This is a genomic window from Georgenia sp. M64 (genome assembly GCF_038049925.1).
Taxonomy (GTDB): domain Bacteria; phylum Actinomycetota; class Actinomycetes; order Actinomycetales; family Actinomycetaceae; genus Georgenia.
This window is the reverse complement of record NZ_CP145809.1, coordinates 3110518-3123211: the sequence shown is the minus strand read 5'-3', so window position 1 is coordinate 3123211 and position 12694 is coordinate 3110518. Positions and strand designations below refer to the sequence as shown.

The 12694-nt window shown below is 74.0% G+C and carries 14 protein-coding genes; 7 read left to right on the top strand and 7 right to left on the bottom strand.

Annotation, left to right across the window (positions count from 1 at the left end):
* The first annotated feature begins 19 nt into the window (after positions 1–19).
* Entirely contained in the window at positions 20–1237 is a 1218-nt protein-coding gene (locus tag AAEM63_RS13975) for a 5-(carboxyamino)imidazole ribonucleotide synthase (protein WP_341358856.1), read from the top strand.
* A gap of 258 nt (positions 1238–1495) precedes the next feature.
* Here the strand turns inward: AAEM63_RS13975 and AAEM63_RS13970 are convergent, their stop codons facing one another.
* Positions 1496–2254 carry a glycosyltransferase family A protein gene (locus AAEM63_RS13970; protein WP_341358855.1) on the bottom strand — a complete coding sequence of 253 codons (759 nt, stop codon included), beginning with the start codon at positions 2252–2254 and terminating at the stop codon, positions 1496–1498.
* Positions 2251–2937, bottom strand: a complete 687-nt coding sequence (locus tag AAEM63_RS13965; RefSeq protein ID WP_341358854.1) for a hypothetical protein — start codon at positions 2935–2937, stop codon at positions 2251–2253. Before AAEM63_RS13965 ends, AAEM63_RS13970 begins: the two co-directional genes overlap by 4 nt.
* 98 nt (positions 2938–3035) lie before the next feature.
* Here AAEM63_RS13965 and purE point away from each other — a divergent pair, with 98 nt between their 5' ends.
* Complete coding sequence (gene purE, locus AAEM63_RS13960; protein WP_341358853.1) at positions 3036–3563, top strand: 5-(carboxyamino)imidazole ribonucleotide mutase; 528 nt, start codon at positions 3036–3038, stop codon at positions 3561–3563.
* Positions 3564–3565: 2 nt separating this feature from the next.
* On the opposite strand, the gene AAEM63_RS13955 is transcribed toward purE, so the two are convergent.
* The 4 genes from AAEM63_RS13955 to AAEM63_RS13940 all read right to left on the bottom strand — a co-directional run bounded on the left by AAEM63_RS13955 (position 3566) and on the right by AAEM63_RS13940 (position 5549).
* On the bottom strand, positions 3566–3832 hold the full coding sequence (locus AAEM63_RS13955; protein WP_341358852.1) for an HPr family phosphocarrier protein: 267 nt from the start codon (positions 3830–3832) through the stop codon (positions 3566–3568).
* A 121-nt stretch (positions 3833–3953) separates the two neighbouring features.
* Entirely contained in the window at positions 3954–4415 is a 462-nt protein-coding gene (locus tag AAEM63_RS13950; protein WP_341358851.1) for a PTS glucose transporter subunit IIA, read from the bottom strand.
* Positions 4416–4539: 124 nt separating this feature from the next.
* Positions 4540–4803 (bottom strand): glucose PTS transporter subunit EIIB, encoded by a 264-nt coding sequence (locus AAEM63_RS13945; RefSeq protein ID WP_341358850.1) that lies wholly within the window; start codon positions 4801–4803, stop codon positions 4540–4542.
* On the bottom strand, positions 4800–5549 hold the full coding sequence (locus AAEM63_RS13940; RefSeq protein ID WP_341358849.1) for a GntR family transcriptional regulator: 750 nt from the start codon (positions 5547–5549) through the stop codon (positions 4800–4802). Before AAEM63_RS13940 ends, AAEM63_RS13945 begins: the two co-directional genes overlap by 4 nt.
* 197 nt (positions 5550–5746) lie before the next feature.
* Between AAEM63_RS13940 and AAEM63_RS13935 the strand changes: the two genes are divergently transcribed.
* The 4 genes from AAEM63_RS13935 to AAEM63_RS13920 all read left to right on the top strand — a co-directional run bounded on the left by AAEM63_RS13935 (position 5747) and on the right by AAEM63_RS13920 (position 10259).
* On the top strand, positions 5747–7216 hold the full coding sequence (locus tag AAEM63_RS13935) for a PTS transporter subunit EIIC (protein WP_341358848.1): 1470 nt from the start codon (positions 5747–5749) through the stop codon (positions 7214–7216).
* A 96-nt stretch (positions 7217–7312) separates the two neighbouring features.
* On the top strand, positions 7313–8296 hold the full coding sequence (galE, locus tag AAEM63_RS13930) for a UDP-glucose 4-epimerase GalE (RefSeq protein ID WP_341358847.1): 984 nt from the start codon (positions 7313–7315) through the stop codon (positions 8294–8296).
* Between the two features lie 138 nt (positions 8297–8434).
* Positions 8435–8926 carry a carbonic anhydrase gene (locus AAEM63_RS13925; RefSeq protein WP_341358846.1) on the top strand — a complete coding sequence of 164 codons (492 nt, stop codon included), beginning with the start codon at positions 8435–8437 and terminating at the stop codon, positions 8924–8926.
* Positions 8927–9029: 103 nt separating this feature from the next.
* The gene (locus AAEM63_RS13920) at positions 9030–10259 is read left to right on the top strand and encodes an acyltransferase (RefSeq protein WP_341358845.1); all 1230 of its coding nucleotides are present in this window, start codon (positions 9030–9032) and stop codon (positions 10257–10259) included.
* Positions 10260–10353: 94 nt separating this feature from the next.
* On the opposite strand, the gene AAEM63_RS13915 is transcribed toward AAEM63_RS13920, so the two are convergent.
* Complete coding sequence (locus AAEM63_RS13915; protein ID WP_341358844.1) at positions 10354–10770, bottom strand: CoA-binding protein; 417 nt, start codon at positions 10768–10770, stop codon at positions 10354–10356.
* Between the two features lie 244 nt (positions 10771–11014).
* Here AAEM63_RS13915 and AAEM63_RS13910 point away from each other — a divergent pair, with 244 nt between their 5' ends.
* Complete coding sequence (locus AAEM63_RS13910; RefSeq protein ID WP_341358843.1) at positions 11015–12619, top strand: hypothetical protein; 1605 nt, start codon at positions 11015–11017, stop codon at positions 12617–12619.
* The last annotated feature ends 75 nt before the right edge of the window (positions 12620–12694 follow it).

Genomic DNA, 12694 nt, shown 5'->3' with positions numbered 1-12694 from the left:
GCGGATAGGCTCGCCCATCGTGGGAGCACCGATCGTGGCAGTCGTGGGCGGGGGCCAGCTGGCCCGGATGATGCAGCAGCAGGCGATCGCCCTCGGCGTGCACCTGCGCGTCCTCGTGGAGTCGCCCACGGTGGCCACCGCGCAGGTCGTCCCCGACGCGCCGGTGGGCGCAGCCGGCGACGCGTCAGCCGTCCGCTCGCTCGTGGCGGGCGCGGACGTCCTCACCTTCGAGCACGAGCACGTCCCGAACGACCTGCTGCGCGAGCTCGAGGCCGAGGGTGTGCCCGTGCGGCCCGGACCGGACGCCCTCGTGCACGCCCAGGACAAAATCGTCATGCGCCGCCGGCTCACCGAGCTCGGCGCGCCCTGCCCGGCGTGGGCCGCCGTGCGCAACGCCGCGGAGCTCGACGCGTTCGGGGCGGCCACCGGCTGGCCGGTGGTGGTCAAGACCGCCCGCGGCGGGTACGACGGCAAGGGGGTGCGCGTCGTCCATGCCGCCGACGAGGCCGCGGACTGGCTCGATTCTCTGGCCGCCGGCGAGGCCCTGCTCGCCGAGGAGAAGGTGCCGTTCACCAAGGAGCTCGCGGTCCTCGTCGCCCGTCGCCCGGGCGGCGGGCCGGACGGCACGGGCGAGGTGCGCACCTGGCCGGTGGTCCAGACCGTGCAGGAGCACGGGATCTGCGCCGAGGTGCTCGCGCCCGCGCCGGACCTCTCCGAGGAGACCCTCGACCGGGCGAGGACCATCGGCGAGCGCATCGCGACCGGGCTCGGAGTGGTCGGGGTGCTGGCGGTGGAGATGTTCGAGGTCCACGGCGACGACGGCTCCTCTCGGCTCGTGGTCAACGAGCTCGCCATGCGCCCGCACAACTCCGGTCACTGGACCATCGAGGGCTCGGTGACCAGCCAGTTCGAGCAGCACCTGCGCGCGGTGCTCGACCTGCCCCTGGGGGACACCTCGGTCCGTGCGCCGGCCGCGGTCATGGTCAACCTGCTCGGCTCGCACCTGGCCGACCCGCGCGAGGCCTACGCCGCGGTCATGGCGCGCCACCCCGAGGCGAAGGTCCACCTGTACGGCAAGGAGGTGCGCCCGGGCCGCAAGCTCGGCCACGTGACCGTCACCGGTGCGACGCTCGAGGACGCGCGGCGCACCGCCGACGCGGCCGTGGCGCTCCTGCGCGGCGACGCCGCCCTCATGGAGGAGACCGGCGCGGACGACCCGGACACCGTCGACCGCTGACCCCGCGCGGGTCCGCGCCGAGCACGTGGCCCCGCGCCGAGTACGTGGCTCCGCGCCGAGGTCGGACCCCCGCAGCCGCTGACCCGTCCCGCTTCCCGCGGAGTCACGCCGGTCGTGGCCGTGCGTCGAGTTCGGGGCCTCGCGCCGAGCACGTGGCCGCGCGCCGAGGTCGGACCCCCGCAGCCGCTGACTCGTCCCGCTTCCCGCGGAGTCGCCGCTCAGCAGGCGTGCCCCCTGCTGAGCCGGCGAGCCCGCTGCTCAGCCGGCCAGCCGCGCCGCCCACCGCTGCCACGGCGGGGCGGTGCGCCAGTTGACGGCCAGCGTGCGGAACTGGCGGCGGAACCGCCGTCGGAGCTGCGCCCCGCCGCGCACCGACCGGCCGGACACGCCGACCACCAGCCGCCGGTCCAGCACGACCCGGCGGCCCGGACCCAGGACGAAGGCGAGGTCCATGTCGTCGTGGAGCTCGGCGTCGTCGCGGTGGACCTGCGAGCGCACCTCCAGCCACGCCTCGCGGCGGAACGCCATGTTCGAGCCCCACAGGGCGTGGTGGCCGAGCGCCGCGTGCCCGAGCACGTAGTACGCCCCCAGGTAGGCGGCCGCCGTGAGGCGGGCCGTGCCCCGCGGCAGGTCGTGGAAGACCCCGACGCCGGTGACGGCGTCCGCGCCGCCGGCCAGCGCGGCACCCACCCGCGCCACCCAGTCCGGCGGCGGGACGGAGTCGGCGTCGAGCCGGGCGATCACGTCGCCCCGGGCGGCGTCATAGCCGGCCGACGCCGCCTGCGGGATGCCGGGCACCGGTTCGTGGACCACGCGCGCCCCGTGGGACCGGGCGACGTCGGCGGTGTCGTCGGTGGAGCCGTTGTCGACGACCACCACCTCCAGCGGCGCGGACGTCTGGACGGCCAGGGCGTCGAGGCACACGGCGAGGGCGACGGCGTCGTCCCGGGCGGGGATGACGACGCTGACGACGACCTCAGAGCCCGGTGCGCCGAGCGACCCGCCGGGGCCACTCACGGGGCGGTCCGGCGCCGCGAGGGCTCGCGCCGCGAGAGCCCGCGCCGCGACGCCGCGGGCCGGCGCGCGAGCAGCAGACCGGCGGCCGCGGAGCCGGCGGCCCCGGCCACGAGGTCGCCCAGGGTGTCCTCGTAGCCGACCCGGATCCCCTCGTCGAGGAAGGCGTTGCCGAACCACTCGGCCAGCTCCCACACCACGCCGAGGGTCACGCCCAGCGCCACGGTCACCAGGACCGCCCCTGCACGGGCCCGACCCGCCGCGTCGGTTCCCGGCAGCAGGCCGGCCGCGACCACGAGGCGGAACGCGAACAGGGCGAGCAGACCGTTCGCGGCGGTGTGCGCGGCGATGTCCAGCCACCACCACCGCTCGTACAGACCCAGCAGGGCGGCCCACGCGGCCACGACGACGACGGTCCCCGAGGCGGCCTGGAGCCACCCGGGCACGCCCAGGACCCGCGGGACGGTCAGCCCCAGCAGGACCAGGGCGAACAGGGCGACGGCGACCGGGCCCATCGCGGCCGCGAGGACGAGACTGACGACACCGGCGACGGCGACCGCGTCGGTGGCCGCGCGCGCCGCACGCCCGCCGGGGACGGCGAGGATGTGCGCGGCCCGGGTCCAGAAGCCGGGCCGGCCGTCCGCGCGGACACCGGTCGCCGGCCGGGTCGGGTGGGTGGTCTGCACGTCACCAGTGTGCGTGACCGCGCCCGGCCCGGCGAGACGTCGCCGTGGGAGACTGTGGCCGGCACCGGCCGTGGCGGCCGGGCGGGCGGGAGGCAGCGATGGGTGCGGTGGTCGGGATCGTCATGGGGTCGGACTCGGACTGGCCGGTGATGAAGGAGGCCGCCGACGTCCTCGCGGAGTTCGGGGTCGAGACCGAGGTGGACGTCGTCTCCGCGCACCGCATGGCGCTGGAGATGATCGAGTACGGGCGTTCCGCCGTCGAGCGTGGCCTGCGGGTGATCGTCGCCGGCGCCGGTGGCGCCGCGCACCTGCCCGGGATGCTCGCCTCGGTGACACCCCTGCCCGTGATCGGGGTGCCGGTGCCGCTGCGCCACCTCGACGGGATGGACTCGCTGCTCTCGATCGTGCAGATGCCCGCCGGGGTGCCGGTGGCGACGGTGTCGATCGGCGGGGCCCGCAACGCCGGCCTCCTGGCGGCCCGGATCCTCGGCGCCGGGGAGGGCGAGGGCGCCGCCGGCGTGCGCGAGCAGATGGTGACCTTCCAGGACGGCCTGCGTCAGGTGGCCCAGGAGAAGGGGGCCCGGCTGCGGGCCCAGCGCGGCGGGCGGGTGGGCTTCGGGGCCTGAGGTCAGGCGTCCAGGTCTGTCGCCAGCAGGGCGGCGAGGTCCTCGAGCGCCCGCTCCGCGCCGTCGCCCTCGGCGCTGAGGACCACCTCGTCGCCGTGCCCGGCGCCGAGGGTCATGACCTCGAGCATGCTGTCCGCCGCGACCGGCTCGGACCCGGGCCGGCCGATCGTCACCTCCAGCCCCGTCGCGGCGGCCGCCTTGACGAAGACGGCGGCGGGGCGGGCGTGCAGGCCCACCCTCGAGGCGATGACGGCGCTGCGCTGGGGCATGGTGCTCCTGGGGTCGGGACGGAAGGGGCGGATGAGGGCGCCGCCGCGTGGCTGCGCGTGGCCCGGACCGGCGGCAGGGGGCCGCCGCGTGGGCTGGGCGCGGCTCGGGACCGCGGAGGTGTCAGGCCCACTCGAAGAGCGCGGCGCCGGTCTCGAGGGTGGTGCCGGGCGCCACGAGCGCGCTCAACGCACCCGGTGCGGTGTCGAGGGCGACGACGGGGCTGACCGGGGAGCGGCCGCCCTCGGCGATGTCGCCGGGCCGCCAGGTGACGAGCACCTGGCCGGCGGTGACCCTCTCGCCCTCGGCGGCGTGGAGGGTGAAGCCCTCACCCTTGAGCTGGACGGTGTCGAGGCCGAGGTGGACGAGCACCGCACGGCCGGAGGCATGCTGGACGACGAACGCGTGCGGGTGGAGCTTGACGAGCGTGCCCTCGAACGGGGCGACGACGTCGACGTCCCCGTCGCGCGGGGGGTCCACCGCGACACCAGGTCCCACGATCGACTCCGCGAAGACCGGGTCCGGCACCTCCGACATGGCCAGCGCCGTGCCCGGCACCGGGGAGCCGACGACGACGCCGCTCATCGGCGCGTCCGCTTCGTCGCTGCTGCCTCGTCCACGTCGTCTCCTTCGTTCGGGGCTGCCGGCGGCCTCGTTGCCGGCGCAGTGGTCCAGACAAGTGCATCACATCGTGGCCCTGCCACGGGTGTCAAGCCGACGGGCCCCGGTCGTCACTGGGCCGCCACGTCAGCTCCTCGAGGTCGCTCGCCAGGGTGTCCGCCTCCGGTCCGACGACCACCTGGACCACCCGTCCGCGCAGCAGGACGCCGTGGCACCCGGCCGCGCGCAGGGCGCGCTCGTCGACCCGGACGGGGTCGTCCACCTCCGCCCGCAGCCGGGTGATGCAGGGCTCGATCTCGCGGATGTTGTCCACGCCGCCGAGGGCCGCGACGATGGCTCCGACGTCCTTCATGACGCTCCCGTGGGGGTTCGACGGTTCGGGGCCTCGCGGCGCGGGGGCGCCAGGGCCGGGCTGGGTGGGCTCACCGGCGCCCAGAGGGCGTAGCGGTCGCCGCGGTAGAGCGAGCGGCTGTAGCCGATGGCGACGTCGGAGCTGAAGGTACGCCGGGTGATGCGCAGGCCCGCCCCGCCGTCGGGCAGACCGAGGAGGTCGGCGTCGGGGGCGCGCACGACCGTGGCCTCGATGGTGTCCTCGCCCCAGGAGGGCGGGAAGCCGCGCTCGAGGAAGGCCGCGTAGAGGCTGCTGGGCGGGGCGGGCTCGAGGAGGCCCGGGAGGAGTGCCGCCGGTGCCCAGTTCTCCTCCAGCGACATCGGCACGCCGTCGGCCAGGCGCACCCGGTAGAGGTAGAACACGGCGTCGCCCGCGGTGATCTCCAGCGCGGCGGCCACCTCGGCCGGGGCGGGGCGGCTGTCGGCCCGCAGGACCCGCGAGCTGGGGGACATGTGCCGGCGGCGCATCTCGTCGTCGAAGGCCGTCAGGCGCAGCTGCATGTCCACCCTGGGCCGGGACACGAACGTCCCGCGGCCCTGCACCCGCTGCAGCACGCCGGCCACCACGAGCGCGTGGACGGCCTGGCGCACCGTCATCCGCGAGACGCCGAACTGCTCGCACAGCTCACGCTCGGAGGGGATGCGCGAGCCCGGCTCGAGGTGCTCGACGAGCCCCTCGAGGTAGTCGCGCACCGTCGTGTGCTTCACGGTGCCCCCTCTCCCCGCGTCCGGCCCGACGATTGTGCACCACGCCGCTGTGATGCTTGACACCCCGCGAGGTTAGGGCTTCAGTGTGCACCACTGGTCCAGACCACCGTGTCCGGTCTGTACCGATCCTGCCGGACACAGCGAGGTGTGCGGCGCTGCACGGACGACGGCGGCGAGACCGCCCGAGAGGAACCGAGATGACCACAGCAGCGGCTGGTGCCCCGGCGCGCGAGAAACGACACATCCCCGGCTTCGCCCAGGCCCAGCGCGTGGGCCGCTCGCTCATGCTGCCGATCGCCGCACTGCCGGCGGCCGGCCTCCTGCTGCGCTTCGGCCAGGCCGACATGCTCGGCGCCGAGGGCGTGTCGTCCTGGGACGGCTTCGGCTGGATGCAGCCGGTCGCCGACGTCCTCGCCGCCGCCGGCGGGGCCCTGTTCAACAACCTCCCCCTCATCTTCGCCATCGGTGTGGCCATCGGCTACGCCCGCAAGTCCGACGGGTCGACGGCGCTCGCGGGTCTCATCGGCTACCTCACCTTCGACGCCGTGCTCGGTTCGCTCGCGCCGTACTTCGGCGCCGGGGCCGAGGGCGAGGAGACGATCAACTACGGCGTGCTCGGCGGCATCACCATCGGCATCATCGCCGCGCTGCTGTGGCAGCGCTTCTACCGCACGAAGCTCCCCCCGTACCTGGCCTTCTTCGGCGGACGGCGTCTCGTGCCGATCATCACCGCCTGGGTCGCGGTCGTCGTCGGCGTGCTGTTCGCCCTCATCTACCCCGCGTTCGACGCCGTCATCGGCGCGTTCAGCGAGTGGGTGACGGGCGAGGGCAACACGGTCATCGGCGGGTTCGTCTTCGGCACGCTGAACCGGCTGCTCATCCCGTTCGGGCTGCACCACCTGCTCAACAGCCTCCCGTGGTTCCAGTTCGGCGAGTTCACCAACCCGACCACCGGTGAGGTGGCGCAGGGCGACCTGTTCCGGTTCTTCGCCGGCGACCCCACCGCGGGCACCTTCATGACCGGCTTCTTCCCGATCATGATGTTCGCCCTGCCCGCCGCGGCGCTGGCCATCTGGCGCACCTCCCGCCCGGAGCGGCGCAAGGTCACCGGCGGCATCATGCTGTCCGTCGCACTGACCTCGTTCCTCACCGGCATCACCGAGCCGCTCGAGTACGCCTTCGCCTACGTCGCGTTCCCGCTGTACGTGGTCCACGCCGTGCTCACCGGCACCTCGCTGGCCCTGGTCAACGCCCTGGGCATCAAGGACGGCTTCACCTTCTCCGCCGGTGGGATCGACTACCTGCTCAACTTCGGCATCGCGACGAACCCCCTGTGGATCATCCCGATCGGCCTGGGCTACGCGGTGATCTACTTCCTGCTGTTCACCTGGGCGATCAAGCGGTTCAACCTGCGCACCCCCGGGCGCGAGGAGGACGGCGCCGAGGGCACTGGCGCCCCGTCGGTCTTCGACGAGGCGCAGGAGGCGGCGGCGGTCTCGACCGGTGCCCGTGCCGCCGAGGAGCGGGCGGCGGGCCGGGAGGAGCGCCGCGTCCGTGAGGAGCGGGCAGCGGCCGACGCCGCGACCGAGCCGGGCAAGGCCGCACCGGAGATCGACCGGGACATCCGTGACACCGGCACGGCGTACCCGGAGAACCGGGAGCGCTGACCGCGGCGCGGCGGGTCACCTGCCGCGCGGGAGCACCGGAGGGGCCGGGACGCCGAGCGTCCCGGCCCTTCCCCCTGCCCCGATACGCTGCGGGTCATGAGCACCCTCGTCATCGGCGGCGCCGGCTACATCGGCGCCCACGTCGTCCGTCTCCTCCTCGAGCGCGGGGAGGACGTCGTCGTCGTCGACGACCTCTCCACCGGCGCGGCCGACCGGGTGGGCGCGGCCACCCTCGTCGAGCTCGACGTCGCCGGGGACGGCGCTCAGACCTCGCTCGAGCGGGTGATGACCGAGCGGGCGGTCACCTCCGTGATCCACTTCGCCGCCCGGAAGCAGGTGGGGGAGTCCGTGGCCCGGCCGGCCTGGTACTACCAGCAGAACGTCGGGGGGCTGGCCAACGTGCTCGCGGCGATGGAGAACGCCGAGGTGCGGAACATGATCTTCTCCTCCTCCGCGGCGGTCTACGGGATGCCCCCGGTGGAGCTCGTGGGCGAGGACGTCGAGTGCCGGCCCATCAACCCCTACGGCGAGACCAAGCTCGTGGGGGAGTGGCTGCTGGCCGACTGCGAACGGGCCTGGGGGCTGCGCTGGACCGCGCTGCGCTACTTCAACGTCGCGGGCGCCGGCTGGCCCGACCTCGGCGACCCGGCCGTGCTCAACCTCGTGCCCATGGTCCTCGACCGGCTCGAGCGCGGGGACCGCCCGAAGATCTTCGGCGACGACTACCCCACGCCGGACGGGACCTGCATCCGCGACTACATCCACGTCCTCGACCTCGCCCAGGCGCACCTCGCCGCCATGGACCACCTCACCTCCGACGCCGAGCTGACCGAGCACGTGTTCAACGTCGGCACCGGCACGGGGGCCTCGGTCAAGGAGGTCGTCGACGAGATCGGGCGGGCGTCCGGGCTCGACGTCACCGCCGAGGTCGAGGCCCGTCGCGCCGGCGACCCGCCCCAGCTCGTCGCAGCGGCCGACCGCATCGGCGAGGTGCTGTCGTGGAAGGCCGAGCACGGCCTGACGGACATCATCCGGTCCGCGTGGGAGGCCTGGCAGGCGGGTCCGCGCCGCATCGGCTGAGCGCCGGGGCCCGCGGCGCACCGTCCGGGTGTCCGCCATCCGGTACGGCGGGCACCTCGTCCGTCCGCACCCGGGCCCGTGGGCCCACGCTGGGCGCGTCGGGCGCCACCGGGGCGCCCGCGAGGGAGAGGACCCACCATGAGCGTCACCGACGAGCTCCTGGCCGGCGCCGCGCAGTACGCCGCCCGCTTCGACAGTGGGGACCTGCCGCTGCCACCCGCCCGGCGGGTCGCCGTCGTCGCCTGCATGGACGCCCCCCTCGACCCCCAGGCCCTCCTGGGCCTGAGCCTGGGCGACGCCCACGTGATCCGCAACGCCGGCGGCGCCGTCACCGACGACGTCGTGCGTTCGCTGGCGATCAGCCAGCGACTGCTCGGGACCCGCGAGATCGTGCTGATCCACCACACCGACTGCGGGATGCTCACCTTCACCGACGACGACTTCCGCCAGTCGGTGGAGGCCGACACCGGCATCCGGCCCCCGTGGGCCGCGGAGGCGTTCGCCGACCTCGAGACCGACGTCCGCCAGTCCGTCGCCCGCGTCGTCGCGAGCCCGTTCCTCCCGCACCGCGACGCCGTGCGCGGCTTCGTCTACGACGTCTCCAGCGGCGCCCTGACCGAGGTGCGCTGACGGGGCGGCGGCAGCGCGCTGGGCCCGACGGCGGCACGGGCGACGTTATGCATCTGTGACCTTCCGGGTGCGGGGTGGCCACGGCTGACCTACCGTCGAGATGATGACCGACACCCTCCGCCCCGCGGCCCCGCGCGTCCCTGGCCCGTCAGGCACGACGCGGGAGGCGGCCTCGCGCCGTCCAGAACGTGCGCACACGCCCGGGTCCCGCGCGCAGCCGCCCGCGGGCGGCCGGTCCTCGACCACGGACCGCCCGCGCCTGTACGCGCTCGACGGCCTGCGCCTGCTCGCGGCCGTCGGCGTCATGCTCTACCACTTCACCGCCCGGTGGTCGCAGGTGTGGGGGGACGACCCCGGGGCGGTCTTCCCCGAGACCGGTCCCGTGCTCATCTACGCCGCCCTCGGACCGGAGCAGTTCTTCGTCATCTCCGGCTTCGTCATCCTCATGACGGCGTGGGGCCGCGACCTCCCCCACGTCGTCGCCTCCCGCGTGGCGCGCCTGTTCCCGTCCTACTGGCTCGCGGTGATCGCGACCTCCACCCTTCTGCTGTTCCTGTGGCCGGCGGGCAAGGACATCAGCGTCGGCGAGGCGCTGGTCAACCTCACGATGCTCCAGGAGCTCTTCGGCGTCCGCCACGTCGACGGCGTGTACTGGACCCTGTACGCCGAGCTGCGGTTCTACCTCCTCGTCGGCCTGCTCGTCGCCTGGGGCATCACCCGCCGTCGCCTGCTCTGGGTGGCCGCGCTGTGGCCGGCGCTCGGGCTGGTGGCGGTCGAGGCCGGGATCGCGCCGCTGGCCGCCCTGGCGATCGACGGGTACGCCCCGTTCTTCGCGGGCGGCATGATGCTCTACCTCATCTTCCGCGAGGGCCACGCCCGCGCTCCGTGGCTGATCCTTGCGGGCAACGTCGTCCTCGGCGTCGACCACGCGGTCACCTGGCAGATGACCTCCCTCACCGCCAACACGGTCTTCACCCCGGACCCGTGGGTGCTCGGTGCGCTGACGGTCGGCTGCTTCGCCACCGTGGCGGCCATCGCGCTCACTCCCCTGAAGAGGCTGGGCTGGGCGTGGCTGGTCCCCGCCGGCGCCCTGACCTACCCGCTCTACCTCATCCACGAGTACTGGGGCTGGTGGTTCATCGACCTCACCGCCGCCCACCTCGGGCGCTGGGTGGTCCTCGCCGGTGCCGTGACGCTCAGCGTCATGCTCGCCCTGGTCATCCACCGGATCGAGAAGCGGGTCGGACCACCGATGCGCCGCCGGGTCGAGGCCGCGCTGCGGCGTGCGCCCCAGGCGGAGCGTCCGGCCGCCCGGAACGCCCAGACGGTCTGACGGCGCACGGCGGCCTCGCGGACGGAGCACCGCCTCGCGTCCGCACGGTCGACGCGGACGGAACACCCCGTCCGCCGCCCGGCGGCGGGTCCGGTCAGACGATGCGGAGACGCGGGGCCTCGATCGCCGGGCAGGTGTCCATGACGACGTCGACCCCGGCCTCCGCCGCCCGCCTCGCGGCGTCCTCGTCGACCACCCCCAGCTGGAGCCAGACCGCCCTCGCCCCGGCGGCGACCGCCTGGTCGACGACCGGGCCGGCGAGCTCGGAGCGGACGAAGACGTCCACGACGTCGACGCCGCCGGGGATCTCCGCCAGGGTCGCGTAGCCCCGGGCGCCGTGCACGGTCTCCGCCTTGGGGTGGACGGGGATGATCTCCATGCCGAGGTCCTGGAGGTAGGCGGCGATGCCGTAGGCGGTGCGCGCGGAGTTCTGGGACAGCCCCACCACCGCCCAGCGGGCCGGGGTGGTGAGCAGGCGGCGCACGACGTCGGGGTCGTTGACGTGGGTCATGGGTCCAGGCAACCACCCCCGCGCCCGGCCCGCGCGTGGACGGGGCAGACGTAGGTCCCTTGGGGAACGAGGAGATGCCCCATACAACTGGGGTGTGAGGTCCGCTTCGACCGCTTGTCGGGGGAGGTGAGACGACCGGTCGGCCGGGTGAGGACGCCCGCCGGCCGCGCCGTGGGGTGCGGTCCCACGACGCCCAACTACGGGCAGCCCCGAGAGGACCCGGGGCAGATGAAGGGTGTGAACCATGAGTGTGCACATGCGCGCGGGCCGCGGGACGACGTCCCTGGTCACCGCGATCGCGCTGGTAGTCGTCGGGGGCAGCGCCGCCCTGGCCGCGCCGCCCGAGGAGGAAGAGGAGGAGGGCACGAAGAACCTCTCCGTGCCCGTGATCCTTGCCGACGACGACGTCGCATCGGGGTTGTTCAACCCCGTCACCGTGCCGGCCGGGCCCACCGGGAACGCCGACTACACCAACGACCTCCCCGGCGACGACGTGCCGGACGGTGACTACTTCACCGGTGTCGGCTCCGACACGTACCTCAGCACCGTCGACCCGGAGTTCGGCGCCGACATGTGGGGTGCCGACCGGACGGTGGTGACGGACGAGCCGGTCGTCACCGACGTCAAGTGGAGCGACAACCTGGTCAGCCACACCTTCCCCGGCACCGGCACGCAGCCGATCCGGGTCGAGGTCAACCTCTTCGCCCACGACCCCGCCGCGTTCGAGCCCATGATGGGCTACAACGTCATCTCGCTCGAGGGCGAGATGCGTGAGGAGCTCTTCGGCACCGACGGCATCGCCGTCGAGCTGGCGCCGATGGTCTACGCACCGGGCGCGACCCTGACCATCCTCAAGGCCGAGGAGGAGACGGGCACCTACAGCGAGGTCGTCGTGCCCGAGATCCTCATGGGTTCGGAGGTCAACGGTTCCGGCAAGCTCATCTACGGCTTCAACTGGGGCGCCCCGAGCGGCGTCGCGAACCCGGGCGTGGGCTGGTACCGGCTCATCTTCACGGTGCCCTTCGAGTCGGTGGTCTTCCTCCAGGACGCGCTGCTCGGTGACGACGCGGAGGGCGAGGGACCCCTCCACGTCCCCTACGTCCTGGACTACAGCACGGCCGTCCTCGACATCGCGCTCGGTACGCCGAGCTTCCCCGAGCCCGTCCAGCAGACCGGGTTCTTCCTCGCCGACGACTTCGGGAGCACGGCGACGACGCTCTTCGAGTACGGCCTGCCCGAGGACGAGGTCTTCATGGGCGACTGGGACGGCAACGGCACCGCCACGCCGGGCTACCGCTACGAGAACCTGTTCTTCCTGCGCAACTCCAACACCACCGGCGTGCCCGAGATCGTCTTCGGCTACGGCCGCTCGACCGACGAGATCGTCGTGGGGGACTGGGACGGCGACGGCACGGACACCATCGGGCTGCGCCGAGGCAGCACCTGGTACCTCAAGAACACCCTGACCGGTGGCGCGGCGGACGTGACCCTCACCTACGGGCGCTCCACCGACGCGGCGCTGGCCGGTGACTGGGACGGCGACGGCGACGACACCCCCGGTGTGCGCCGGCTGTCGACCTTCTACCTGTCGAACACCCTCACGGGCGGCGCGGCGAGCGTGGTCTTCAGCTACGGCCGGGCCACCGACGAGCCGTTCGCGGGCGACTGGGACAGCGACGGCGACACCACCGTCGGCGTCCGGCGTGCGAACGTCTGGTACCTGAGGGACAGCCTCGCAGGCGGCGCGGCCGACCGCACCGTGACCTACGAGCGCTCCACCGACACCGGCCTGGTCGGCGACTGGGACGGCGACGGCACCGAGACCCTCGGGATCCACCGGGCCTTCTGAACCAGCACCTGGCGCCCGCTGACGCGGCCGGACCAGCCATCAGGTCCGAGCAGGACCCCGCGGCGCCCGCACCCC

Coding starts and splice junctions, on each gene's coding strand:
- AAEM63_RS13915 (WP_341358844.1), bottom strand. CDS start 10,770: ATGACCCACGTCAACGACCCCGACGTCGTGCGCCGCCTGCTCACCACC.
- AAEM63_RS13950 (WP_341358851.1), bottom strand. CDS start 4,415: ATGAGCGGCGTCGTCGTCGGCTCCCCGGTGCCGGGCACGGCGCTGGCC.
- AAEM63_RS13910 (WP_341358843.1), top strand. CDS start 11,015: ATGAGTGTGCACATGCGCGCGGGCCGCGGGACGACGTCCCTGGTCACC.
- AAEM63_RS13920 (WP_341358845.1), top strand. CDS start 9,030: ATGACCGACACCCTCCGCCCCGCGGCCCCGCGCGTCCCTGGCCCGTCA.
- AAEM63_RS13945 (WP_341358850.1), bottom strand. CDS start 4,803: ATGAAGGACGTCGGAGCCATCGTCGCGGCCCTCGGCGGCGTGGACAAC.
- AAEM63_RS13935 (WP_341358848.1), top strand. CDS start 5,747: ATGACCACAGCAGCGGCTGGTGCCCCGGCGCGCGAGAAACGACACATC.
- galE (WP_341358847.1), top strand. CDS start 7,313: ATGAGCACCCTCGTCATCGGCGGCGCCGGCTACATCGGCGCCCACGTC.
- purE (WP_341358853.1), top strand. CDS start 3,036: ATGGGTGCGGTGGTCGGGATCGTCATGGGGTCGGACTCGGACTGGCCG.
- AAEM63_RS13955 (WP_341358852.1), bottom strand. CDS start 3,832: ATGCCCCAGCGCAGCGCCGTCATCGCCTCGAGGGTGGGCCTGCACGCC.
- AAEM63_RS13925 (WP_341358846.1), top strand. CDS start 8,435: ATGAGCGTCACCGACGAGCTCCTGGCCGGCGCCGCGCAGTACGCCGCC.